This is a genomic window from Acetobacter sp. DmW_125128 (genome assembly GCF_008704325.1).
In the GTDB taxonomy this organism is placed as follows: Bacteria; Pseudomonadota; Alphaproteobacteria; order Acetobacterales; family Acetobacteraceae; genus Acetobacter; species Acetobacter oryzifermentans.
Window position 1 is genome coordinate 50,410 of sequence record NZ_VHOP01000037.1, and the last position, 25,257, is coordinate 75,666.

General features: G+C 50.5%; 23 protein-coding genes, 1 other RNA gene and 1 pseudogene. 15 read left to right on the forward strand and 10 right to left on the reverse strand.

The features are described 5' to 3' along the window. The first annotated feature begins 46 nt into the window (after positions 1–46). The 6 genes from FKW19_RS11390 (at position 47) to FKW19_RS11415 (ending at position 8,156) form a co-directional block, all read left to right on the forward strand. Positions 47–1,030, forward strand: coding sequence for an aldo/keto reductase (locus FKW19_RS11390; RefSeq protein WP_089178437.1), 984 nt, complete (start codon positions 47–49; stop codon positions 1,028–1,030). A gap of 105 nt (positions 1,031–1,135) precedes the next feature. After that, positions 1,136–1,588: a hypothetical protein gene (locus FKW19_RS11395; RefSeq protein ID WP_089178438.1), complete on the forward strand. Its 453-nt coding sequence runs from the start codon at positions 1,136–1,138 to the stop codon at positions 1,586–1,588. 69 nt (positions 1,589–1,657) lie between these two features. Continuing rightward, positions 1,658–3,907, forward strand: coding sequence for an excinuclease ABC subunit UvrB (uvrB, locus tag FKW19_RS11400; protein ID WP_006116807.1), 2,250 nt, complete (start codon positions 1,658–1,660; stop codon positions 3,905–3,907). An 86-nt stretch (positions 3,908–3,993) separates the two neighbouring features. Then, complete coding sequence (locus FKW19_RS11405; protein WP_089178439.1) at positions 3,994–4,659, forward strand: 2OG-Fe(II) oxygenase; 666 nt, start codon at positions 3,994–3,996, stop codon at positions 4,657–4,659. Between the two features lie 42 nt (positions 4,660–4,701). Further along, entirely contained in the window at positions 4,702–7,446 is a 2,745-nt protein-coding gene (locus FKW19_RS11410) for a pitrilysin family protein (RefSeq protein WP_089178440.1), read from the forward strand. 230 nt (positions 7,447–7,676) lie between these two features. Continuing rightward, entirely contained in the window at positions 7,677–8,156 is a 480-nt protein-coding gene (locus FKW19_RS11415) for a hypothetical protein (RefSeq protein ID WP_035352808.1), read from the forward strand. Positions 8,157–8,238: 82 nt separating this feature from the next. Here FKW19_RS11415 and FKW19_RS11420 read toward each other — a convergent pair whose 3' ends face one another. Beyond that, positions 8,239–10,089, reverse strand: a complete 1,851-nt coding sequence (locus FKW19_RS11420) for an HAD family hydrolase (RefSeq protein WP_089178441.1) — start codon at positions 10,087–10,089, stop codon at positions 8,239–8,241. A gap of 327 nt (positions 10,090–10,416) precedes the next feature. Between FKW19_RS11420 and FKW19_RS11425 the strand changes: the two genes are divergently transcribed. Continuing rightward, positions 10,417–11,967 carry a hypothetical protein gene (locus FKW19_RS11425; RefSeq protein WP_063353382.1) on the forward strand — a complete coding sequence of 517 codons (1,551 nt, stop codon included), beginning with the start codon at positions 10,417–10,419 and terminating at the stop codon, positions 11,965–11,967. Beyond that, positions 11,964–12,734, forward strand: coding sequence for a glycosyltransferase family A protein (locus tag FKW19_RS11430; protein ID WP_063353383.1), 771 nt, complete (start codon positions 11,964–11,966; stop codon positions 12,732–12,734). Before FKW19_RS11425 ends, FKW19_RS11430 begins: the two co-directional genes overlap by 4 nt. A gap of 75 nt (positions 12,735–12,809) precedes the next feature. Here FKW19_RS11430 and FKW19_RS11435 read toward each other — a convergent pair whose 3' ends face one another. The 4 genes from FKW19_RS11435 to FKW19_RS11450 all read right to left on the reverse strand — a co-directional run bounded on the left by FKW19_RS11435 (position 12,810) and on the right by FKW19_RS11450 (position 17,527). Then, complete coding sequence (locus tag FKW19_RS11435) at positions 12,810–13,880, reverse strand: hypothetical protein (protein ID WP_089178442.1); 1,071 nt, start codon at positions 13,878–13,880, stop codon at positions 12,810–12,812. Then, a complete protein-coding gene (locus FKW19_RS11440; protein WP_089178443.1) occupies positions 13,877–15,370 on the reverse strand; it encodes an amino acid permease in 1,494 nt (497 codons plus the stop codon). Before FKW19_RS11440 ends, FKW19_RS11435 begins: the two co-directional genes overlap by 4 nt. 259 nt (positions 15,371–15,629) lie before the next feature. Further along, a complete protein-coding gene (gene dinB / locus FKW19_RS11445; protein WP_089178444.1) occupies positions 15,630–16,709 on the reverse strand; it encodes a DNA polymerase IV in 1,080 nt (359 codons plus the stop codon). A 200-nt stretch (positions 16,710–16,909) separates the two neighbouring features. After that, entirely contained in the window at positions 16,910–17,527 is a 618-nt protein-coding gene (locus FKW19_RS11450; RefSeq protein WP_006116815.1) for a hypothetical protein, read from the reverse strand. A 177-nt stretch (positions 17,528–17,704) separates the two neighbouring features. Here FKW19_RS11450 and FKW19_RS11455 point away from each other — a divergent pair, with 177 nt between their 5' ends. The 3 genes from FKW19_RS11455 to FKW19_RS11465 are packed head-to-tail and all read left to right on the forward strand — an operon-like array spanning position 17,705 to position 20,069. Beyond that, a complete protein-coding gene (locus tag FKW19_RS11455; protein ID WP_089178445.1) occupies positions 17,705–18,778 on the forward strand; it encodes a quinone-dependent dihydroorotate dehydrogenase in 1,074 nt (357 codons plus the stop codon). Further along, positions 18,775–19,653, forward strand: a complete 879-nt coding sequence (locus tag FKW19_RS11460; protein ID WP_089178446.1) for a TIGR01459 family HAD-type hydrolase — start codon at positions 18,775–18,777, stop codon at positions 19,651–19,653. Before FKW19_RS11455 ends, FKW19_RS11460 begins: the two co-directional genes overlap by 4 nt. Continuing rightward, positions 19,647–20,069, forward strand: coding sequence for an NUDIX domain-containing protein (locus tag FKW19_RS11465; protein WP_193561057.1), 423 nt, complete (start codon positions 19,647–19,649; stop codon positions 20,067–20,069). The genes FKW19_RS11460 and FKW19_RS11465 overlap by 7 nt, the downstream gene beginning before the upstream one ends. A gap of 27 nt (positions 20,070–20,096) precedes the next feature. Here the strand turns inward: FKW19_RS11465 and FKW19_RS11470 are convergent, their stop codons facing one another. The 5 genes and pseudogenes from FKW19_RS11470 to FKW19_RS11490 form a co-directional block, all read right to left on the reverse strand. Then, entirely contained in the window at positions 20,097–20,912 is an 816-nt protein-coding gene (locus FKW19_RS11470) for a TIGR00282 family metallophosphoesterase (protein WP_070323831.1), read from the reverse strand. Positions 20,913–20,936: 24 nt separating this feature from the next. Then, positions 20,937–21,524: a 5-formyltetrahydrofolate cyclo-ligase gene (locus FKW19_RS11475; protein ID WP_089178448.1), complete on the reverse strand. Its 588-nt coding sequence runs from the start codon at positions 21,522–21,524 to the stop codon at positions 20,937–20,939. Beyond that, a non-coding RNA gene (ssrS, locus tag FKW19_RS11480) (6S RNA) lies at positions 21,511–21,666 on the reverse strand. The genes FKW19_RS11475 and ssrS overlap by 14 nt, the downstream gene beginning before the upstream one ends. 15 nt (positions 21,667–21,681) lie before the next feature. Then, positions 21,682–22,014: pseudogene (locus FKW19_RS11485) on the reverse strand (cell division protein ZapA); the annotation flags it as partial. A gap of 6 nt (positions 22,015–22,020) precedes the next feature. Then, positions 22,021–22,323, reverse strand: a complete 303-nt coding sequence (locus FKW19_RS11490; RefSeq protein WP_035352829.1) for a hypothetical protein — start codon at positions 22,321–22,323, stop codon at positions 22,021–22,023. Positions 22,324–22,378: 55 nt separating this feature from the next. Here FKW19_RS11490 and FKW19_RS11495 point away from each other — a divergent pair, with 55 nt between their 5' ends. The 4 genes from FKW19_RS11495 to FKW19_RS11510 all read left to right on the forward strand — a co-directional run bounded on the left by FKW19_RS11495 (position 22,379) and on the right by FKW19_RS11510 (position 25,024). Beyond that, a complete protein-coding gene (locus tag FKW19_RS11495; protein ID WP_089178449.1) occupies positions 22,379–22,909 on the forward strand; it encodes a hypothetical protein in 531 nt (176 codons plus the stop codon). Continuing rightward, positions 22,906–23,820, forward strand: coding sequence for a class I fructose-bisphosphate aldolase (locus tag FKW19_RS11500; protein WP_035352834.1), 915 nt, complete (start codon positions 22,906–22,908; stop codon positions 23,818–23,820). The genes FKW19_RS11495 and FKW19_RS11500 overlap by 4 nt, the downstream gene beginning before the upstream one ends. A gap of 44 nt (positions 23,821–23,864) precedes the next feature. Then, positions 23,865–24,437, forward strand: coding sequence for a thiamine phosphate synthase (locus FKW19_RS11505; RefSeq protein ID WP_089178450.1), 573 nt, complete (start codon positions 23,865–23,867; stop codon positions 24,435–24,437). A gap of 161 nt (positions 24,438–24,598) precedes the next feature. Then, complete coding sequence (locus FKW19_RS11510) at positions 24,599–25,024, forward strand: DUF2501 domain-containing protein (RefSeq protein WP_170315332.1); 426 nt, start codon at positions 24,599–24,601, stop codon at positions 25,022–25,024. The last annotated feature ends 233 nt before the right edge of the window (positions 25,025–25,257 follow it).

Genomic DNA, 25,257 nt, shown 5'->3' on the forward strand with positions numbered 1-25,257 from the left:
ATGTTGTGCACGGAAAATATAAATTAGCTATCAAGGAGCACATCTTATGTCGGCAGATACAATTGCCATTCCGGGTATAGCCAAACCAGCCTCCCGCATTGCGCTTGGCACGTGGGCTATTGGTGGTTCCATGTGGGGTGGCGCAGATGATGCAAACGCCAGCAAGACGATAGATGAAGCTCTGGAGCTTGGTATCAATATGATTGATACAGCACCAGTCTATGGATTTGGGCATTCTGAAGAAGTTATTGGCAAGGCTTTGGAAGGTCGGCGTGGCCGTGTTATTCTGGCTACCAAGGTGGGGTTGAACTGGCAGGATGGAAAGGTTTTCCGGGATAGTCGATCTGCACGGATTGAAGAGGAAGTTGAAAAATCTTTAAGCCGCCTGCGCACAGATTATATTGATCTGTATCAGGTTCATTGGCCAGATACATGCACTCCGTTTGAAGAAACAGCCCGTGCTCTGGAAAATCTGGTGAAAAGTGGCAAGGTTAAAGCCTTGGGGCTGAGCAATTTCTCACCCGCGCAGATGGATGAATTCCGGAAGTTTGCACCTGTTTCTGCTGTGCAGCCGCCATACAACCTGTTTGAGCGCGAAATAGAGCGTGATGTGCTGCCATATGCAGAAAAAAACAATCTGGTGGTGCTGGCTTATGGCCCTCTGTGCCGTGGTTTGCTTTCGGGCCGCATGACGGCAGACCGGAAGTTTGAAGGGGATGACCTGCGTAAAACAGATCCCAAGTTCCAGCAGCCACGTTTTGGCCAGTATTTGCAGGCGGTGGAAGACCTTAAAGCCATTGCCAATAAGCATGGCAAAAGCATGCTGGCACTGGCTATTCGCTGGGTGTTGGATCGCGGCCCAACTATTGCGCTGTGGGGTGCACGTAAGCCAGAGCAGATTGCAGGTGTGGATGATGCTTTTGGCTGGAAGCTGGATGCAGAAGACATGCAGGCTATTGATGCAATTCTTGCCAAGGATATTAAAGACCCGGTAGGCCCGGAGTTTATGGCTCCGCCTTTGCGGGCTTAATCTGGCGGAACAGGGCTGGCTTATCCAGCCCTGTTCTACCCGCAAGGCTGGCGGTGGCCCATACGCATTGACTCAGATGTGGCTTTTTTCGCACTCTGTTAAGTTATGAAAGAGCCGCACCCTCCTTATCAGGCCGAGCCTGAGCAGGCGACAGTCTGTATGTTTCCGCTTCAGCAGGTATTGGGGCGGGCAGAGGCTGCGGAATATTTGGGTATTCCTGCCCGAAGGCTCAGATTTTTGGAAATGCTCGGGGGTGGGCCCAAATCTGTTTCTCAGCGCGCAGGGGCCATTCAGTTTCGTAAGGAAGATCTGGATAACTACAGCGCCCAGCAGTTTAGCCGTGCCGGATTAGGGGCAGATGCGTTTTCTCGCTATCGGAGCATGCGTGCACTGGCTGATTATAAAGGGCTTGATCCGTTTATGGATATGGCCAGCCGGGATGAGCTTTCTCAGGCGTGTACCTATATCGGCGGGCGTGTTGGCATCGGGCTGGGGCTGGTGGTGATTGTGCTTTCTCATACTCCGCTTTCCCGCATTCTGTTTCATGTGGTGCGTTAGGGCTGTTTTGTAACGGCCTGTGTGTTTTCATATCTTGCGCAAGGGGTTGCGGCAGCCCATGTTTGAGCAATGGCTTCCAAAACCTCCTCCTCTGCGGCACGTGGCAAAAAGCGCCCTTCATTAAGCGAGCGTGCGGCCAGTCTTCCCCCCGTTCTGTTCGAGCCGGAAAAGCAGGCTCCTCGTCCACGCCTCAAGCGTATGGAAGTGGTGTCAGAATACGAACCGGCAGGGGATCAGCCGCAGGCTATTCGTGAACTTGTGGCCGGGGTAGAAGCTGGAGAGCGTGATCAGGTTCTGCTAGGGGTTACGGGTTCGGGTAAAACCTTTTCCATGGCCAAGATTATTGAGGCCACGCAAAAACCCACACTTATTCTTGCGCCCAACAAAACATTAGCTGCCCAGCTTTATGGAGAAATGAAGCAGTTTTTCCCTAATAATGCTGTGGAATATTTTGTAAGTTATTACGATTACTATCAGCCAGAAGCCTATGTGCCGCGTTCTGATACGTATATTGAAAAAGACAGCCAGATAAACGAACAGATTGACCGTATGCGCCATGCGGCTACGCAGGCGCTGCTGGAGCGGAACGATGTAATTATCGTGGCTTCTGTTTCCTGCATTTACGGTATTGGGTCTGTAGAAACCTATTCCCGCATGGTGGTAAAGCTGGAGCTGGGCGGAGAGATAGACCGGGATAAGCTTATAAAAAGCCTTGTTGAATTACAGTACCGTCGGAACGATGCCGCATTTGCACGCGGTACATTCCGGGTGCGTGGTGAAACAATAGACATTTTTCCCGTGCAGAATGAAGACAGGGCCTGGCGTGTTTCTCTGTTTGGCGATGAAGTTGACGGGTTGATAGAATTTGACCCGCTAACAGGTGAAAAAACGGCTGATCTGCAGGAAATTACAATTTACGCAAACAGCCACTACGTTACACCACGTCCGACGTTGAATCAGGCCATTAAGGGCATCAAGCAGGAACTGCGCGAACAGCTTGATGTGTTTACAAAGGCCGGTAAGTTGCTGGAAGCAGAACGGCTGGATCAACGCACCACTTTTGATCTGGAAATGCTGGAAACAACAGGGGTGTGTAAGGGGATCGAAAACTACTCCCGCTATCTTTCTGGTCGCAAACCGGGTGATCCGCCGCCAACCCTGTTTGAATATCTGCCTGAAGATGCGCTGCTGATTGTAGATGAAAGCCACGTAACAGTGCCGCAGATTGGCGGCATGGAACGCGGAGACCATGCGCGCAAATCCGTGCTGGCAGAGTTTGGTTTCCGGCTTCCTTCCTGCCTGGATAACCGGCCTTTGAATTTTGCGGAATGGGACAAGTTTCGCCCACAAAGCCTTTTTGTAAGTGCCACACCCGGCCCATGGGAAATGGAACGCACAGGTGGCGTGTTTGCTGAACAGGTTATTCGCCCAACCGGGTTGGTGGACCCCATTACAATTATTCGGCCTGTAGAACATCAGGTGGATGATCTGTTGGCAGAATGTCGTACCACCATTGCCAAAGGTGGCCGTGTGTTGGTGACAACGCTTACTAAACGCATGGCGGAAGACTTAACCGATTACATGAATGAAGCTGGTATTCGGGTAAGGTATCTGCATTCCGATGTAGATACACTGGAACGGATAGAAATTATCCGAGACCTGCGCATGGGGGCATTTGATGTTCTCATCGGTATTAACTTGCTGCGAGAAGGTTTGGATATTCCAGAGTGTGCGCTGGTAGCTATTCTGGATGCAGATAAGGAAGGGTTCTTGCGTTCCCGCACATCTCTTATCCAGACTATTGGCCGTGCGGCCCGAAATGTAGAGGGCCGGGTTTTGCTGTATGCAGATAAAATGACGGATTCTCTGACATACGCAGTAGAGGAAACAGCCCGCAGGCGCGAAAAACAGATGGCGTGGAATACAGAGCACGGCATTACGCCACAAAGTGTGCGCAAGCATATTAGTGATATTGTGTCTTCTGTGTTCGAACAGGATTACGTTACCATTGCGCCGGATGAAGATACGGGCGTGGCAGAGTTTGTGGGGCAGGATCTAGGGGCCGCTATTGCCGGGTTGGAAAAGCGTATGCGTTCTGCCGCGGCAGAGCTGGAGTTTGAAACTGCGGCACGGTTACGAGATGAAATTCAGCGGTTGGAAGCCTTGCAGCTTGGGCTGGAACCGCCTCCGGTAGCGGCCTCAACAGCAGGAAAAGCTCAGACAAGTGGCCGCAAACCTAAAAAAGATAAGGTGCCACGGCCACTGGGGCCGGGCGGGGGTGGATATGATCCGGCAGCTAGGCGGAAAAAGCGGAAATAACACCCATATTGCGGCAGGCCTTGTTTCTGCCGCTTAACCCTTCTACCGTCCGCATAGCAAACCCTTATTTGTGCGGACATTACGGCATGACAACGTCAGATCCTTTTATCCAGCCGGATTATACAGCACTGGAACAGGCTTCTGTTGCACCTGATCCTTTCCCGCATGTGGTGGTGCCGCATTTTATCCGTTCAGAAGATCTGGGACGTTTGTTTGCGCATCGGCCGCATATTGTGTCTGGGGGGTCTTTTCCACCAGATTCCTTGCAGCTTTCTCCCCTTATGGAACATTTGGTGGAAGAACTGGAAGGCCCACGGTTAAAGGCAATTGTGGCGGAAAAATTTCACCTCAATCTCGATCATGCACCTTCCATGCTGACCATTCGTGGGCGCACGCGAGAAAAAGATGGCCGTATCCATACGGATTCATTGGCCAAGCGTGTAACCATTTTGCTGTATCTTAATCCATCAGGGGTGGGGGAGGCATGGGAACGGCAGGAAGGCTGTTTGCGCCTTTTGCGTGGCCCGCATGATATAGAGGATTACGCCAAGGAAGTACCGCCCGTAGATGGCACTTTGCTGATTTTCCCTAACGGCCCAACAACATGGCATGGGCATAAGCAGTTTGTGGGGCAGCGCTATACTATCCAATTAAATTACATGACAGAAGATGCACGCGCCCGGTCTGAACTGCGGCGGCATAAACTTTCTGCATTGGTTAAAAAGTTGCCTTTGCCTCAGTTGGGGCAGTAACTTTTCTTTTTTGATCTGTTTCTGCATGAACAGGAAGCCTGAATGATTTTTCGCAAGCCGTCTGCTGCCCGCACACATTTTTCACTGCTGGCTATAACGCTGGCCCTGTTAGGGGGAACTGCTCTTTCTCCCACATCGGCTCATGCTCAGGATGCCGCACCGGGTATGCCGTCCGCTCTTGTGCCTCCTAGCCTGAGCAGTGCACAGGTTGTGCGTGCAACGCTTCCTAATGGCCTTAAGGTTGTTATTGTGCCTAACCGGCTGGCCCCGGTTGTGACCACAGAAATTAATTATCTTGTTGGCTCGGCAGAAGTGCCAGATGGGTTTCCGGGTACGGCGCATGCGTTGGAACATATGATGTTCCGTGGCAGCAAAGGGCTGGATAAAGACCAGCTTGCAGCTATAGGCACGCGTTTGGGCGGCAGTTACAACGCAGATACAACAGAAGATGTCACGCAGTATTTCTATACAGCGCAGGCACAGGATTTACCTGTTCTGCTTAAAATTGAAGCCCTGCGCATGAATGGCTTAACCCTGTCTGAAGCGGATTGGGAAAAAGAACGTGGCGCGATTGAGCAGGAAGTTGCGCGTGATCTTTCAAGCCCCGCCTATCGGTATCTGGAACAGTTGCAGGGTATTTTGTTTGCAGGCACGCCTTACGAACACGATGCATTGGGCACGCGGCCATCCTTTGATAAAACCACGGCGGCGGATCTGAAAGATTTTTACCAAAAATGGTATGGCCCCAATAATGCCGTGCTGGTGATTGTGGGGGATATTAACCCTGTTTCTACCTTGCAGCTGGTACAGGATACATTTGCCGATATCCCGCGTAAGGATCTGCCGCAGCGCCACAAGATAGCCCCCGCTGCGCCGCCAGCTAAAACACTCACACTTTCTACAGATTATCCTGTTGGGTTTGCCACACTTGCATTCCCCATGGCGGGCAGTTCTTCAGCAGATTTTGCAACGGCTGATATTCTCTCAGATGTGCTCTCCAGCCAGCGTGGTGCCCTGTATGATCTGGTACCGCAGGGCAAGGCGTTATACGCAGGGTTTGAATACGCTCCTAAAAAAGAAGCTGGTTTTGGTTTGGCGCTTGCGGCTTTTCCTAAAGGCACAGATGCTTCTGGCCCCATGAACGCTATGAAAGCTGTGTTGGAAAAAATCCGTAAGGAAGGCGTGCCAGCAGAATTGGTTGAAGCCGCAAAGCAGAAAGAAATTGCCCAGCTTCAGTTTTCTGCCAATTCTGTAAGTGGTCTGGCATCTATCTGGTCTAACGCATTGGCATTTCAGAACCTAGATAGCCCGGGTGATCTGGTGGCTGCTTATCAGGCTGTTACGCCAAAGGCAGTAAATGATCTGGCTGCAAAACTGCTTGATCCAGCACATGCTGTGTCTGCCATTCTTACCCCGGAAGCATCAGGCAAGGCAGTTTCTGGTAAAGGGTTTGGAGGGGCAGAATCTTTTGCAAGCACCCCGGATAAGCCAGTAAAATTGCCGCAATGGGCCGAAAAAGCTCTGGCCCAACTGGAAGAACCTAAACCGACACCACTCCCTGCGGTTAGCACATTATCTAACGGTATCAAGCTGATTGTCTGGCCTTCTCATGTCAGCCACACCATTCAGCTTTCTGGTCAAATCCGCCAGACGCCCGAATTGCAGGAGCCCAAAGGCAAGGAGGGCGTGCATAGTTTAACGGAAGCTCTGTTCTCCTATGGTACAACGCAGCATGATCGTCTGGCTTTCCAGAAAGCGCTTGATGATGTGCCAGCATGGGAAGATGCCGGGGGCAATTTCTCCTTACAAGTTCTTACGCCTGATTTTGAAAAGGGCGTGGATCTGCTTGCTGAAAATGAACTGCATCCAGCATTCCCTGAAAAAGATTTTACGGTTGTGCGCACGCAGTTGGCACAAGCTCAGGCTGGGGAACTGGTATCTCCCGGGCATTTGTTTGATAAAGCTATCAAGGCTGCCATTCTGCCGGAAACAGATCCGACACAGCGTGATGCTACGCCTGAATCTATTATGAGCATAACCCGTGATGATGTGCTGCATTATTACCAAAATGCGTGGCGCCCGGATCTGACAACTATTGTTGTAACAGGTGATATCACGCCCGAAAAAGCACAGGTGGTATTAGAAAAAGCTTTTGGTGGTTGGAAAGCCGAAGGCCCGGCACCTGATGTGAATTTGCCTACCGTGCCACTTAGCAAAACATCACGCGCAACGGTGCCTGATAAGAGCAGCGTGCAGAATGATGTTGTGTTGGCGGAAACACTGGGGCTAACGGCACAAAATCCTGATCATTTCCTGCTGCAGTTGGGCAATGAAGTGCTGGGGGGCGGTCTGTTCTCCTCGCGTCTGTATAGAGATATGCGGGTGAAAACAGGTTATGTTTATTCTGTAAGCAGTTCCTTTGATTGGGGACGTACGCGCGGGGCCTATACTGTTAATTATGGTGCAGACCCGGATAAGGTTGGTAAAGCGCGGAATGTTGTCATGAAAGACCTGAAAGCCATGCAGTCTGCACCACCTACAGCAGAAGAGCTTTCTTTGGCCAAGGCTTCACTTCTGCGGAGCTTGCCGCTTGCCAGAGCGAGTTTGGCCCGAATTGCTGCGCAGTATCTTTATTTGGAAGATCTGGGTTTGCCGCTTGATAATGCGGATCGGGGCGCAAAAGTTTATTACAAGGCAACGGGTGCAGAAGTACAGGCCGCATTCCGTAAGTGGATCAGGCCAGATGACCTTGCGGTTATTGTAAAGGGGCCTACGCCTACTTGGTAATGGATTACATGTATTCGTAAATGTTTTAAGAAAGGTTCTTTCTGTGCATTTTACGGATACATTGTAAATCGTGTTTGTTTTTCTCGTGTCTAGAAGTTAACAATATTACGAGGGAATTTGGTGTCAGTATTTTCTGGACAGAAAAATAGTTATGCTTGTATTAGGTCTGTCAGAAAATCATTTACGTGCTGAAGTTCTTGATATGCAAAAGATCACGAGGGGGTATTGCGGTGTCTGGTGAAAAAAAGCCTGTTGGTAAGGTTCGTTCTTCTCGTGTAAAAGTGGCACGTAAAAAGGTTGCGGCTCCCGCAGTGTTAGAGACACATGAACCAGTAGCGGAGCCTCAGGTTACAGAACAAGTTGAAATAGCTCCTGTAGCAGAGCCAACACCGGCTCCAGCGGCAGAACAAATTGCATTGGCACTTCAGTCTCAGGCGGGTATTGTGGAACAAGAAGCTGAAAAAGAACGTCGGGCGGCTATCTTCTTTGATAGTCAGTGGTACCTTAATGCTTACCCAGATATTCGTGAGGCGGGCGTAGATCCGCTTGAACATTTTCTGGATTATGGTGCTAAGGAAGGTAGAAACCCTAACGCGCTGTTTGATAGCCTTTCCTATCTACGTGTAAATCCTGATGTTGCAGGGTTTGGGCCGGGGCCTTTCATCCATTATATTTGTTATGGTTTTCAGGAAGGGCGGCCTTTGCGCTAGGAGGCTCTTAAAGTTTAAAAAGGGGCGTATGGGTGTTAAAACCATACGCCCCTTTTTTATTTATGCTGTTTTAATAAAAGCGTCAGACTTCTTCTACAACTTCTATGTGAGATGGGAACTCTACGTCTTTCGTCTCATCCAGAATGTAATAGTGAATGTTTTCTGAAACCCAATCTTCCCGGAAACCACAATCTTTATAAATATTACGGCATGGCGTATTATCCGGAAGGTTATGGATAGAAGCTGTTATACGGACATTTCCATGTTTTTCCCGAACATGGCTGACAACATCAGCAACAATGCTTTTTTCAACTTCCATGCCCAAAACGCGGCAGCTCATAACAAACTGCACAATTTCATTATTGCGCAGGTAAAGCACACTTACCAATCCGTAATTGGTGAATTTGTCCTGAACAGTTGCAACAATTATCTCTCCGCCTTCACTTAGAAAGCGAGAGAGTTCCTGAAATGTCCAGCGTGTGCCAGAAGTGTTGAACTGATTGGTCTTGTTTGTAAGCTCTAGTGCGCGGGCCAGTTCCGGTTGCTCTGTATCTGTGATGTAGGTGAGGGAAACCGTACATTCCAAGGATGCCAGAAATTCTTCACGGTTCAGGCTGGCGCGTGTTTCCTCACGGGCAATCTGTCCTCGGATCATGGTTTCTCGCTTGGCGGATTCCTGCGTGAGACGAGCAACCTGTGTTTCGGGTGCCCATAAAAGGATGCGGCGTGTGAGATACGGGTTACCGCCAATTGTGCGAATTTCAGGAAAAGCCGTGTTAACAGAAGCGCGTTCTACAGGATTATCATCTACAAACACAACGCTTTTAGGCTTGATATTGAACTCCTGACAGATAGCAGCAATGTTTTCTGGTTTCGGAACCCAGTTGATTTTGACAGAGGCAAAATCTTCCAGTTTGATAAACTGCGGGTTGATAATGTCATCCCATCGTTCGCGCACATAGGCTTCATCATTCTTGGAGCAGATAGCCACCAGAATGCCACGTGCGCGTAAGGTATGAACAGCTTCCCACAAACCCACAGGCCAGCCATCTGTGCGTGGCCAAGGCTGCACTTCTGGCCGATAATGTTCTGCTATCTGGCCGCGCCACAAGGTATTGTCCAGGTCAAAAATAACGGCCTTGACTTGATCTACCTGATGCACAGTGCGGTAGGCTGCAACAATCTGGCGAAAAATGGTTTTAACAAATTCTTCCCGATGAATGGGATAAATGGTTTCCAGTGCAGGAATAGGCTCATTGCGCTCAATCGCACCGAAATCATCCCAATCCTGAAAAGATAGGCCGCCATGGGTATGGAAGTAAATAATATCATCCAGCACATAACGTTTGCCTAAAGAGGACACAACAGAATCAACATCCAGCACATAAGCATTTTTATAACTGGAAATTTTCTGGGCCAGATACATGTTCAGGCGTCTTACCATGTAGGTGAGATCTGTTTCTGTACCTTGTGAGAGTATGCTGGAAGCTGTGCTCATTTGCGGAACTATGAAATTAGAGACAAATGTCAGTAATCCATGTTCGCGGTTGTAAAGTAGTGCGGCATCCAGCATGACATCCAGCGTGTTGAATGCATCGTGCAGGATACTTTCTGCAAAAGCCGGATCATTCAGTTGAAAGCCTTCTACCACACGGTCACTTAAAACGGTGCGTAGTGGGATTTGCACGTATTGTAGATCATACTGATCTGCTGGTGCGGGCGGAGATTTTGGTAAAATGCTTACAAAATTGTAAGGAATGTAATCAAAATTTATACATGGATAATATCCCTTAAAGGCTTCTAGATATAAGGAAGTTAAACAGGAGCCAACAAGAAGAACGCGATTAATTTTGCGCTCTGTTTTCTGGAGATCTGTAGGGAATAGAAAATCCGGAGATGCAAGAGGAGAATTATTTTTTGTTGTTGTAGGCATAAAGAACTCCGCCAATATAGCTTTTATTTTGTTTGGGTTGGCAGTGGAGAGATGACTTGTTTAACAAGAGAGGTGCAAGAGAATGGAGCCTCATTGAGAGATTATAAAAATTCAATTCATATTACATGATTAACATTATTATAATCTTCCGACGAGTTGAAAGAAAGTATTTTCAAGCAATTAATCGAAGGAAGGAGATTAGGAAAAGCGTAGATAAGTATGATAAATTTATGTAGAGGAATAGTTAACTGTTGTGTTTTTCAGCATAAAAATTTATATTTGGTATAAGTACCTGTAAATAGTGATAGCATTCAAACGGAAAATGCAATGGTAAGTTTGACCGCCTGGAATAAAAAAGATATAAAATCAATAATTGATTCGGGAAAATTCGATAGTGAATTTTATCTTGAAGAAAATCCTGATGTAAAAAAATCTGGTCTTGATCCAATTATACATTATGTTCTTTACGGTGTACATGAAAACCGTAATCCTAATGATAATTTCAATACAGAAATATATTATAATCTTTATAAAAATGTTATTGGGAAAAATGAAAACCCATTCGCGCATTATATTAGAAATAATGATCATCTGTTTTTCTTTGAAAAAGGTCTTTTGCAGGAATATTCGTATGTTTCCATTACGAATGCTCTAAATAGATTAAAGAAATACCCGTTTTTTAACGAAGATGATTACGTGCGTATGAACAGCGATGTTTCATCCGCAAGTATGCCAACAGCACGCCACGCATTACTTTACGGTATTGGTGAAGGGCGAGAAATTTTTTCCAAACGCTCAATTGTTCGCTTTTTGGGCAATGAGTGTAAGCACGACGTTAATTATAAAATCACTGATAAGGTTTACGGCAAGAATTTCCCTAAAACGATTGGGGTATTCTACCATTCCGAAGGCAATTCCTTTATTCAGGAATTGGCAGAGTGCCTCAGTGAATATCTGTGTAATGCTGGCCTGAATGCCAAGGTTCTTACTGAAAAAACACCAGAAGAAGATACGCCTGAACTTTGCATTTTCTGTGCTCCGCACGAATTCTTCTTCTTGGATGGAAACGAAATCTGGAAACGTGATGAGATTATTAGAAAATCTATCATGTTTAATACAGAGCAACCCCAGACACTCTGGTTCACGCGTGGGATTCTGTACATTCTCATGTCAGCCGGGGTGATGGATCTGTGTTATCAGAATCTTAAATCCTTTTCCGATGTTGGGCTGCCAGTATTCCACTTTGATCCGCCGGTAAAAATAGAAGCTTGCAAGCTTACTGATGCAGATAAAAAGCATCCGTTGGTGCGCATTTTGCCGGAAGGGGCTAAAACAGGTTCTACCCCATTCCGGCCAATTGCCGAACGCGCTATTGATGTCAGCTTTTTTGGGAATGCCTCTCGCAAGCGCGAAAAATTCTTTTCGCGGTCAGCGGCCTTCTTCTCTAACTATCAGTCCTTCTTTTATTATCGTAAGGCAGAAGGGCCTATTCCGTCCTCCGGGGTTTACGATATCCTTTCACGCCTCCCGCGCTATGTTGCAGAAAATTCCAAGGTGGCGTTGAATATTCATCGCGATGATAACTGCTTTTTTGAATGGCACCGGATTGTCAAACAAGGCATGGCTTCCGGCACCATTGTTGTAACAGAAGAATGCTTCCCTCATCCGCTGTATAAGGAAGGTGAGCATTTCTTGGCTGAAACGCCGCGGCATATGCCCAATCTGGTAGAATGGTTAACCCAGACTGAAGATGGGCAAAAAGAAGCTGCCAGAATTCAGCAGAATATTTTTGATCTTCTGCAAGATGAGAAAATATTCAACTCCAAGAATATCGATCTCAAAAACTATATTTCTGCTGTGTGGAGCACTGTGAAATGAGCGTTATCAAGCCATGGGACCCCAGCCCGGAAGTTGTTTTTTCCTATAAGAAAAAATCCCGGAAGCCTAAAAACCTGATTACGGTCTGCGTTACCAACTTCAATTATGCTTCTGTTATTGAAGAATGTCTGGATAGCATTGCAGATCAAACGCATGCTGATCTGGAAATTGTGGTTGTTGATGACTGCTCCCAGCGGGATGATTCCGTTGATGTGATCGCGGAATGGATGGAGGAAAACAAGCAGCGTTTTTACAGCCTGCAGTGTTTGACCAACCCGCGTAATCAGGGGCCATCATTTTCGCGCAATATGGCGTTTGAATATGCGCAGTCTGAGTATGTGTTTATTATCGATGCTGATAATACCATTTACCCAACGGCGCTGGAAAAAATCTACACGGCTCTTTTGCAAGGCAAATTCCCGGCAGTTTATACCCAGATTGAAGAGTTTGGAGACCGCAAAGGTATTGGCCATGCCGATATCTGGGATGCCGCACGCATGCGCAAGAATAACTATGTGGATGTGATGGCGCTTATTCGTAAAAGCGCATGGGAAAAGGTTGGCGGCTTCTCTCATATTGAAGAAGGCTGGGAAGATTATGATTTCTGGTTGAAATTTATTGATGCAGGGCTAGAACCCGGATACCTGCCAGAAATTCTGTGTCGTTATCGTGTGCATAATTCTTCGCGCACAGCAACAGAAGCATTGGCTGCACATTATGATCTGGAATTGGTGATGGAGTTCCGTCATCCAGAACTGGTGAAATAATCAGATTTTCCAAATACTGTGGTATAAAAAAGAGCGGAGGAAACTCCGCTCTTTTTTATTTTCAATTCGCAACGGTTAAAACACACTATTAAATGCCACCTGTGGTGAAACCGAAAACCCGGTATTGTGGCCTGCAAAATAGGTTGAAACCCCCGCAATAACCCCAAAACGAGGGGACCAGTTGTATTCAACAGCAGGGGCTATCAGCCAGTCTCCTGAAGAGCTGTTAATGCGGTCTATCCGTTCTATTTTGCCGCTTGTTGGGGTACGGCCTTTAATGTGAGACCCATCTGCCCAATCTCGCGCCAGATCCATGGCCAAAACCCATTTCTGGTTTATGCCAAATTCCAGAGAAAACCCGCTTTCTCCGTACATGCCGGGTTGCGCTGTGCCGCGGAAGCCAACCTCTGTGCCGTAACTGCTGACGTTATGCAGATGGGCGGTTGTAAGCGCACGGCGGAAGGTTCCCCACATACGCAGGCGCAGTTCATGCTGGCCCGGCAGTGTGTAAGTGGATTGCTCCGTAAAGGCTAAGCGGAATGTATAAACGCCAGATCCAACACCATCTTCTGCTCGGCCCAGCCTCTGATAATTACCTGTGGGAAAACCAACCCCAGCAAATACACTCAGAGCCGGAATATAGCGTGCAGGATCTGCATCTAGATAACGCCACATTAAATCAACTGGCAGATCTCCGAATTTGAGCCCGCTACTTGTACCAGATTTCTTCTTCCACAAATAACTGATCGTGGGAGTAACCTGAATACTGATGGAATCCGTAATGGAGTATTTGTAGAGCGTAAAATTGGAAACAGATTGCTGGCGTGGATGCAGCGGATGGCTGTTGCCGTTTGCATCCAGATATCCCACAGGCAGATTATAGCTGACGTAAGGTTCCCACGCGAACACACCTGCCTTGGAAAGCGCGCCAGAAGGCGAAACGAGAGATCCTGTATACCATTGCGGGCGCGCCTCCCCCGGAGCTTGAGATCCCGCCGCAGCACTATTGCCTGTATCTGCAGCATGTGCTGCGGAAAGGCCGACAGAAAGCAGCAATGTGCCTACCAAAGAGCGACAAACAACAGGGCAACACTTAACGCCTGCACGTACCTGGAGGGAGGAAAATACACTGGCTGCCTGAATCATGATCTGTCTGACCCTTCATGGGGAACCAAAAAATCTTCCGTCAACACAACGGAAGGAACGGTTTGTGGCACGGCGTTATGTTGCGGAACGGAGCGAATGCGGTGCCAGCCCCATGCCAGTGCCAAAGCCAGCAGGGGAATGGCGCATATTGTTGCCGTTCCGGTTGGGTAATCAAACGCCATCAGCCCAACGATGCCAATAAAGAAGGCGAGAGCCAGCCACGAGGTAAATGGCGCGCCCGGCATCGGAAAAGAGGTAGGGGCAATTTCTCCACGGCGAATTTTTTTGCGCAGTTGAATCTGGCACAGCACAATAAAACACCACGTGCTGAGAATACCCAGAGAGGCCAGACTGAGCATGATTTCAAAAATCTGGCTGGGGATGAAGTAATTCAGCACCACGCCCACAAGATAAATAGCCACAGTAGAAAGAATGGCTGCAGAAGGTACAGCCTGTTTGTTCATGCGGGCCAAATAACGCGGGGCTGCGCCATCTAGCGCCAGTGCACGTAGCACGCGCCCGGTAGAATAAAGGCCAGAGTTTAAGCTGGAGAGCGCTGCGGTCAGCACCACAACGTTCATCACACTGTCTATGCCCGGTACGCCCAGCTTGGAAAGGAAGGTGACAAAAGGGCTAACTCCTGCCTGATACGTGTTCCACGGCAGCAGCAGCACAAGCAGCGTAATGGTGCCCACGTAAAAAATGGCAATACGCCAGATAACGTTGTTAATGGCCTGCGGTAAAACGGATTTAACATCCTCGCATTCCCCCGCAGCCGTGCCAATCAGCTCAATACTGGCATAGGCAAATACAACACCTTGCACCAATACCAGTGCAGGTAAAAAGCCGTGCGGGAACAAGCCGCCGTTTTCGGTAATCAGATGTAGCCCGGTTGCGTGCCCATCTACGGGGTAGCGCAAGGCCAGAATAACCAGCGCGATGACCAGGAATCCGCCTAAGGCCATCACTTTAACCAAGGAAAGCCAGAATTCCAGCTCACCAAACCATTTTACGCCGGTTAGGTTCATGCCGGTTATCAGCACAAGGGCCAGCAGGGCAAAAAGCCATTGTGGTACACTGGAAAAAACAGGCCAAAAACGCATGTAAAGCGCCACGGCTGTAATATCCACAATGCCTGTTACAGCCCAGTTAAAAAAGGCCATGGTGCCTGCAATATAAGAGGCTTTGGGGCCTAAAAACTCCTGTGTGTAGGAAACAAAGCTGCCACTGGTGGGGCGGTACATCACAAGCTCACCTAATGCACGCAGCATCAGAAAAGCAAAAACACCACACACCAGATAAACCAAGGCAAGAGATGGGCCAACGGCTTGAAGGCGAGATCCAGCCCCCAAAAACAGCCCTGTGCCAATAGCCCCACCCAGAGAGATCATTTGGATCTGACGCTTACCCAAACCACGGTGGTATCCATCTTCAGTGCGTGCGCCTGCATTGGCAGGTGTATGCCCATCTGAGGTGGGGGAAGCCGTCATCTCGTTAACCTTGATTACAAAATTATGTCAAAACCGATTGGTATCGGGTGCATTGGATTTTGCAGGTTGTAAAGATGGAACCGTTAAATAATCGCAATTAAATATGAATAGTGTATAAGAATGAAGCTGAAACGCATAAGGAATATACAGAATTTATATGAATATCAGGAAAGAAGAAGCGCAAATATTTTGTTTTGGTATTGAAATAATATAAGCATAAGTGCTGTTGTTTGGGATAAAAATGTTATTTATTTATTATCTATGAAAGTAAAGAAAGTTGCGTTGTGGCTTCCTGATCTTGCGGGCTTAAAAGAGTGGAAAGTGTAATACCTAAAAGTCTTACTGGGGCACGTACAGGCAGCAATGGCGCAAGTAACCGGCACGCCATCTCGGCTAGAATTTCTTGATCTTGCACCGGATCGGCCAAAGAGAGGCTGCGCGTGCATTGGTTGAAGTCTGTATAGCGCAGTTTCAGGGTGATCGTACGACCTGTCAGGTTACGTTTTTGGCAGCCCGCCCACACTTTTGCGGCCAGTTCATGCAGAGTCGCGTGTAATTCGGCTGAGGTGCGCAAATCCTGCGCGAACGTTATTTCCTTGCCGAGTGATTTGCGCGGCCTGTTTGGTTCTACTGGCCGATCATCTTTGCCACGGGCGATGCCATAATAAAAAGCAGCCGCCTTACCAAAATGCTGGCGTAAAATATTTAATGAAAAACGACGTAAATCTGCACCTGTATGAATGCCGAGTGTATGCATTCGCTGGGCCGTAGCTGGCCCCACGCCATGAAAAGCGTTTACGGGCAGATTGGCTACAAATGCTTCCCCACGGTTGGGCGGAATAACAAATTGACCATTGGGTTTTCGGTAATCTGAGGCCAGCTTGGCCAGAAACTTATTGTAAGACACTCCTGCCGAGGCCGTAAGCCCTGTTTCATGCAAAATGGCCGCGCGTATTTCTTCTGCAATTGCTGTGGCAGAGGGGCGGAGAAGCAGCGGATTTGTTACATCCAAATAGGCTTCATCTAACGAAAGAGGCTGAATAAGGGGGGTGTAACGCGCAAAAATGGCGTGAATTTGGGCAGAAACTGCACGATAAACATCAAAACGTGGCGGCACAAAAATCAGGTGCGGGCATTTGCGCTGTGCCTGCACCGAAGGCATGGCCGAACGCACGCCAAATTTTCGGGCTTCATAACTGGCGGCGGCAACCACACCGCGTTCCTGGCATCGGCCTACCGCTACAGGTTGGCCTTTAAGCGCTGGATTGTCTCGTTGCTCAACAGATGCATAAAAAGCATCCATATCAATATGGATAATGCGGCGTACAACGGCTGTCATCACCCGTGTATGGTAGCAGAAGGCAGCGCAAAAGGGAACAAAAAGAAAACAAATCTAGCTTAAAATTCTGCGTGTCGGGTTTGCAAACCAGAAAATCAGGATCTTTTTAACCAAAGCAGAAGGTCTCAATTTTAAAATGAAAGGGGAAAGCGCTTCCTGATATTGGAGCCACGCCTCCCCGTAGAAAATTATGATGTTGTTTAAGATACCGGAAACCCTTGTGAATACTGGTATTTTGAGGTGGCACGATCCTGCCAATGTGCCACAATTTGCTTGGGCTGCATATCCAGATCATGCCAGCGTGCAAGGGAAAGTGCCGCTGTGGCTGGGTAGGCCCCATAAGCAGATGGACGTTCCGATGCCTTGGTAGGGACAACACGGCTGGAACTATGAGAGAGCCAGTATCCTGCCCCAGCAAGACAGGCTCCTAGCGTTGTAATGGCAGAAGCAAGGCGTGTACGCAGGCCAGCAAATGGCACAAGCGGTTTAAGCAGGTCTTCCATATCTGCATTGCGTTCATTCTGTGCTGCTTCTGTTGCCAACAAAAGGCGATACTCTGTGCTGGTAACAGAAAGAGCGCAGCCTACCCGAATATCCAGTGCAGGCATTTCCAGTGCGGCCATATCTGTCAGGGCATCATGAAAGGTTTGTGCAACAGCCAAAAATTCCCGTCTAAAGCAGGGCAGAAACAGGCCGCCCGATGGCCCGGCTGTGGGCGTGTGCGGGTTTGTTTGTATTCCTGCAAGGCGGCGAATGGTCCAAAGTGTCAGCCGTTCGCTGCAGGCAAGATCCGTCAGGTAAACAGGTGAACGTGTCATGGCGCATTCCTAAAGGCAGATGCCTTCATCCTTTGTGTGGCATGTGTGCGATAACTCTCTTTAGATGAGAATAATTCTCATTATCAAGATAAAAATGCATCAACTTTTCTCACGCTTCTGTGGTGGCTCTGTTTTTTCTGCTTTTCTTGAGGCTGGGCATGAGGCAGTACACAAGGCATGTCTGTGCTTGCCTCACTCTCTCTCCCATTCCTGCGCCGGTTAGATCCGGAACAGGCCCATGAACTGGCCTTGGATGCCCTAACACTGGGTGTATCCGTGCCCATAAAGCGGCCCAAGGATGATCCTGCCCTAGCTACACGTGTGCTGGGTATGCGGTTTTCCAACCCCATTGGCATTGCTGCCGGGTTTGATAAGAACGCCCGTGTTCTGCGCCCTCTGGCACAGTTGGGATTCGGGTTTGTAGAAGCTGGAACTGTTACGCCACGCCCGCAGGCGGGTAACCCCAAGCCTCGGCTTTTCCGCCTTACGGAAGATCGGGCGGTTATTAACCGTATGGGCTTTAATAATCAGGGTATTGATAAGTTTGCCGTGCGTCTGGCGCGTCTGTCCCGCCCGTTGCCATCTGGCCGTGGCGGTGGGGCCGGGGTGCCTGTAGGCGCCAATATCGGTATTAACAAAACCGGTGCCGACCCGGAGCGCGATTACCCAGAACTGGTGGCGCGCGTTAAGCCCTACGTTAATTACATTGTGCTAAATGTCTCTTCTCCTAATACGCCGGGCTTGCGTGGCTTGCAGGATGCTGCCCGCCTGCGTGGGATTCTGGATGCCATTTCATCCCGTCATGCAGAACGGCCACCGCTGTTGATTAAGCTGGCGCCGGATCTGGAAAATGATGCCATTGGCCCCATTGTAGAAGCCGCTGTAGCCGGTGGTGCGCAGGGGCTGATTGTCACCAACACCACACTGGCGCGCCCCGATTCTCTGCAAAGTTCGTATCGCACAGAAGCTGGGGGGCTTTCTGGCCGTCCGCTTAAACCGCGTGCTACGGAAATGCTGCGTCTGGTTGCGCAGGCTGCGGCAGGCCGTCTGGCACTGATAGCTTGTGGCGGTATTGAAAGCGGAGAAGACATTCTTACCCGAATCCGCCTTGGGGCTGATCTGGTGCAGGTTTACACAGCGTTTGCTTATGAAGGCCCCGCACTAGTAGAGCGGCTGAAGCGTGAGATGCAGCACATCATGCGTGAGCAGGGCATTGAAACGTTGGATGATATTCGGGGCAAAGATTTATGATAGCGCAGCAAACTGTAGAAGATATGCAGCAGATTACAGGCCTTGCCGCGCTGGCAGACCAGTACGATGGCTACATTATAGATCTATGGGGCACAGTGCATGATGGTGTGCAACCATATCCCGGTGCCGTAGAGTGTTTGCAGGCCCTGCGTGCATCAGGCAAAAAAATTGTCATGCTTTCCAATGCGCCGCGTCCGGCAGATGTCGTATGTGCGCAGCTTGAAGCCTTTGGTATTTCGCGTGAACTGCATGACGGGGTGATGACAAGTGGTGAAGAAACGCGCCGTTTGTTAAAAGCCCGGACAGACCCGTGGTTTGCCAATTTGGGGCAGAAAGTGCTGCATATTGGCGGCACACATGATCTGGGTCTGTACAACGGGCTGGACGTGCAACGCGTAGCACAGCCTGCGGATGCCGATTTTATTATGAACACCGGGCCAGATGCCGAGCGCGGCGTGGGATCACTGGATCCATATCTGCCAGAACTGCGTGCTTGTCTGGAACGTGGCCTGCCAATGGTGTGCGCCAACCCGGATATGGTGGTGGTAAAAGGTGGCAAGCGGCAGATTTGTGCTGGGGCTCTGGCAGCATTTTACGCGGAACAAGGTGGCAAGGTCAGCTGGATAGGTAAACCATACCCCCGTGTGTACGAGCCTGTTTTTGAGATGCTGAATGTGGCACGCCCGCGTATTCTGGCCATTGGTGATGCACTGGCTACCGATATGCGTGGTGCTTCTGCTGTGGGCGTTGCCGGGCTGTGGATTTTGGGGGGCATCCATCAGGAAATGATCGGGGATGACATCCAGTTGGCAAAAGAAGAAGCCAAGGCCGTAGGTTTGGCCCCGGTTGCGGCTATTAAAAGATTGGTGTGGTGAGTGCACCACCAACCTCACCCGCAGTAGGGTGTGGCGCTGCTATTGTAAATAATGCAGGCCATATTTTGCTGCTGCGTCGCCTCAAGCAGCCAGAAGCAGGTTGCTGGGGGTTGCCGGGCGGCAAGGTAGATCCGTTTGAAACCGTACCGGCTGCCGTTATCCGCGAAGTGCAAGAAGAAACCGGCTTAAATGTGCAGTTAGGTGCGTTGCTTTGCGTGGTGGATCAAATTGATCCAGCAGCAGGCACGCACTGGGTTGCCCCCGTTTACAGGGTGCAGCAGTACACGGGGCAGCCCCATATCTGCGAGCCACATAAACATAATGGGCTGGAATGGTTTGCTCTGGATGCGTTGCCGCAGCCCCTTACGATTGCAACGCAGCAAGCAGTGGCCGTCTTGAAGCATCACGACGCGTAAAGCCGTGCTGGAAACACGTAGCCTGATTTAGAAATCAGGCAGTGTCTGGGCCAGCAAGCCACCTTGGCGGAGGGGAGCCACACGGCGGGCAAGGCCCGTGGCATCTTCTGTTTCCACCATAATTCCGCATATTGTGGCTTCGCCTTCTGCAGGTTGTAGGCGTTCACCCGGCATTTTGCGTACAAAACGGGTAACCGCGGGTTCCTTGGTCATGCCAATAACGCTGTCGTAATCTCCGCACATCCCAGCATCTGTCTGAAACGCCGTGCCAGCGGCCAGAATCCTATGGTCTGCTGTGGGGGTATGTGTGTGCGTACCCACAACCAAAGATACACGGCCATCCAGCATATGACCCATTGCCCATTTTTCGCTCGTGGCTTCTGCATGCACATCCACAATGGCCGCTTGTATGGTGGTGCCAAGGCGATGCTTGTTGAGCAGTTCATTCATGCACCGGAAGGGATCATCCAGCGGGTCCATGAACAGGCGGCCCATCACGTTGACCACAAGAGCTTTGCGGCCATCTGCTAGTTCTACCACCACACTGCCTTGGCCGGGTGTACCGGGGGGATAGTTGAGCGGGCGCACAATGCGAGGTTCGGAGGTAATATGCCCGATCAGATCACGCCGATCCCACGCATGGTTGCCAAGGGTAAGCACATCTACGCCGCCTTGCAGCAAGGATGTGGCAATGGCGGGGGAAAGGCCAAAGCCGTGGCTGGCGTTTTCGGCATTGACCACAACCAGATCCAGCGCCAATTTTTCACGCAAGGCAGGCAGGCGGCTTAAAACGGCTTCGCGGCCAGTGCGGCCAACAATATCACCCAGAAAAAGGAGTCTCACGCCAGAGGTTTCCTGTGTTTGTTGTTAGTCAAAATGGAGAATCTCCTTTTCAGTCACAATACAGGAAAGCGGCCTGTCATACGGGCCAGCAGGAAGGCTGTCTAATTCTTGGCAAGATGGCGCATACCCAATGCTGCGTGCATCGGGCAGGGCGGCCAAAGTGCGATCATAATATCCGCCACCATATCCTAGCCGGTTGCCTGTGCGGTCAAACCCCAGCAAGGGCACCAATATAATGGTGGGTTGCAGAACCGGGCCATCAGGAAACTCAGTGCCAAAACGGCCTTGCATCATGGGGGCATGGGGCGTCCAGCGCCGAAAAATAAGGGGCTGCCCGCGTGGTGGTGTTTCAGGCAGCACAATGGTTGCGCCTGTATCCACCAATATGTGGCACAGCGGGCATAGATTTACTTCATGCGGTAGGGGCCACACGCCGGCAACAACAGCGGGCAACAGGGGGCGCAGAAGTGTATGCAGGTGGGTAAGGATACCGCTATCCAGCGCTTCATCACGCGCTTTTAGCGTGGCCATGCAGTGTTGGCGCAGTTCTTTTTTGCGCGCGGCCACAGCAGGCGGATCACCTTGTGGGGGGGGAGTGTGCGGAGCCACCATGAACCGTGGGTCTTTCAACCTCCAGGACCTGCGAGTGCAGGTGGGCGCCGGGTAATGTGACCAGGGCCACAACAGAGCCAGCTCCCTAGGAAGTGCTTATCGGCCCAGGGGATGACTTGCCTCACGCGTTGGGCAGCCCCGCCTCATCTATGTAGGCGTGCTCAAGCTCTGCTGCAAGAGATTCCGCACGTTCGGCCAAATCTGCTAAGCGACCGGCTGTAAGGGCCTGCTCCGCCCGCAGGCGTTCGGCATCTTTTGCAGCCTGTATGGTGGCATCTGGCACGCGGCTGCCAGAAAGATCCTGTATTTCATCCGCCATTAAAAGGGCGGCCAGAACCAGTACCCGGGCATCTCCGCTAAAGCCCATGTCACGCACGCGCTGCACGCGGCGTTCTACCTGCTGGGCCATGGCCTGAACGTGGCGTTCCTGCCCGTTATCGCACCCTACCGTATAGCTGTGGCCGTTAATCCGAACCGAAACAAGTGCCATGCTGTATCAGTTTCCCTGTTCGTGTTCTGCCGGGTGGTAAAAGGTAAGGGAAGATGGCTTTTCTGCCCGTTCCAGCGCATCTCGCACGCGGGAGAGAAGGGCATCTACATTGGCCACCAGTTCCTGTTTTTCTGTGCCCGTGCGGGTTTGCTGTTGCAGCCCTTTTTCAACAGCAAAGGAAATGCGTTGCAAGGCACGATCCAGCCGGGCTATGGGGTCTTGCCCAGCCGGTGGCTGTGTGGCCGGGTGCTGTTTACCAGCGTGTTCGTCAGTCTGGGGCAAAGACGGCTCCACGGCTTGATCCTGCATTCTTGTTTTTGTCAACTGTGCTCAGGAATCACCCGCAAACGCGATGGCGTCAAGCATGCTAACCAAAAACGCTTCATTTTTCTTACCAAAACTGCCGCCAGACAAGTTATTTACGATTGATGGATACGAATCTGGCATGGCTGCCTATCGTGCTGCGCGTAAGGTAGAGGGCATGATAGAGGGCGCAAGCGCACGCTTTGGCTTTCTTTCTGCCCCAGGTGCGGCTGGGTTTATGGGGGCAGGGTGGTGGTTGGCACTTATTGCAGCGCTGGAGGATTCGACAGGCCTTGCATTTTGGCATGCGCTGGATTGCGGTGGCAGCGCAGCTTATGCGTTGGGTGCTGTGCGCATGGGCCAAAAACATGCTGTGTTGCAAGCATCTGCTGCCCAGTTTAATGCGATAAAGGCAGTTTATACGCAGGAATTTGGCATGCTATTGAGCGCCCGCCCGCCATCATTTCACCTTATACCATCATTATGTCACACGTCTTCTCTTGTCGGGTATTTCACCGACGGTTATTGCCAATCCTCAGATCCGGAAAATAAACTGCCGGACACAAGGCAAAAAAAGGATTGTTACCCATGACACTTACCCCCAAGGTTAAGGCTATTCTCGACCAGTACGAGAGCGATAATCCCGGCACCAAGATGAATCTGGCGCGGCTGCTCAACGCAGGTAAGCTGGGTGGCACAGGCAAGCTGGTGATTTTGCCGGTTGATCAGGGGTTTGAGCATGGCCCGGCCCGTTCTTTTGCAGCTAACCCGGCAGCGTATGATCCGCATTATCACTTTGAACTGGCGATTGAAGCAGGCCTAAGCGGCTATGCAGCGCCGCTGGGCATGCTGGAATGTGGCGCCGCAACATATGCTGGCGAAATTCCGCTGATTCTGAAGTGCAACAGCTCTAACAGCCTTGCAACGGAAAAAGATCAGGCGGTAACGGGCACCGTGTCTGATGCCCTGCGTCTGGGTTGCTCTGCTATTGGTTTCACCATCTATCCGGGCTCCGAATACTGCTTCGAGCAGATGGAAGAACTGCGCGAACTGGCCGCAGAAGCTAAGGCTGCTGGCTTGGCCGTTATTGTATGGAGCTACCCACGTGGCCCTGTGCTGGACAAAAAAGCTGAAACCGCAGTGGATGTTTGCGCCTACGCCGCACATATGGCTGCGCTGACGGGTGCGCACATTATCAAGGTAAAGCCGCCGACTGAAGTTGTTGCACTGGATGCCAACAAACCAGTGTATGAGCAGAACAAGATTGACGTTGCCACCCTGGCTGCCCGCGTGCAGCATGTGGTGCAGTCCTGCTTTGCGGGCCGCCGTATCGTAATCTTCTCTGGTGGTGCACATACCAGCACGGATGAACTGTTGCAGACCATTCAGGGTATTCAGGATGGTGGCGGCTTCGGTTCCATTATCGGTCGTAACGTGTTCCAGCGTCCGAAGGCGGAAGCTCTGGCTCTGCTGGACAAAATCACCACCATTTTCAAAGGCTGAAACAGCCATAGTATCTGCGCAGCGGGCATGAGATAAGGAACACTATGTCTGATCTTTATCTTGTCACGCCTGCTGTGTCTGATGCACAGACTTTTTTACCTGTTCTTGAAGCAGGTTTAGCTACCCACCAGCCCGCAGCCTTATTGCTGCGGCTGGTGGATATGCCTGTGGCGGCAGCCCGGCAGGCTGTATTACTTCTTAAGCCGGTCATTCAGGCGCGTGATATTGCCCTGATGCTAGAAAATGCCCCGACCCTTGCACAGGAAACCGGGTGCGATGGCGTGCACCTTTCTCCTTCCTATACGGCGGCTTCTGTAAAGGATGTGCGGCGCATTATCGGGCCGGATCTCCAGCTTGGTGTTGCTGTTGGAGAAAGCCGAGATGCCGCCATGTGCGCTGGTGAAGATGGCGCAGATTATATCTGCTTTGGCGCAGAAGATGGCGCTTCGCTTGAAACTGTTTCAGCACTTACACGCTGGTGGTCTTTAATGATGGAACTGCCTGTGGTGGCGCAGGCACAAATACCGGCTGATCTGGCAGTGTTGAGCGCCAGCGGAGCGGATTTTGTTATGCCCTCCGAACAGTGGTGGCAGCAGCCGGACACGTGGCAAGGCTGATTTTTGTCGGGTTTGATACGGGTTTTTGCCATGTTTGAGGGCAATGCTAAGTATCAGAACGCGCTTTCTGATCGAACAGATCATGCTGATCTGCGGATGAAGGACGCGGCATGATTATCGAGAACTGGATATTTTCCATGCTGAATAAAAAAACATTCCTGATGCTGGCTATGGCTGCTGGTGTTGTTGCTGCTCCGGCTGTGCATGCACAGGGTTTTGGTGGTGGACTGGGCTCTATTGGTAAAAGTGCCCTGTCTGGTGCAGAAAGCGGCGTGGAAAGCCAAGGCGCAAGCATGGCATCCAGCATGCTGCCAAGCCTTTCTTCTGCCAGCACAGGCAATCTGGCCGGTATTCTTGGGTATTGTGTGCAGAACAATGTGCTTCAACAGGGTTCTTCCACGGCGCAGTCCGTTCTGGGTAGCCTGACACAGAAGCCGGGCGTAACATCTTCCAGCGCGTATGAAGCTGGCCAGCGGGGACTGCTGCAAACCGGCAATAACCAGATGTTCTCTTTGGCCAACCTAAAGGGGGAGCTGAAAACCAAGCTGTGCAGCATGGTGCTGGATAAGGCGCAGTCTGCCCTCTGATTTTGCTGTGGTATGAGCAGGCTTTTTCGCCTGCTTTACCCATTAAAAAAGCCCCTGTCAGTGCAAAACTGGCAGGGGCTTTTTGCATGTTCCCAAACTGTTTTTAGGGCAGTTGTAAAACAGGTGGTGTTGTAAGGTTTTCCTTGCGGGATGTGTAGGAGGCTGTGGCCGGTTGCGTGCGGGCTGCAATCGTGCTGGCCTGTGCCTGTGCCTGTGCCTGTGCCTGTGCCTGT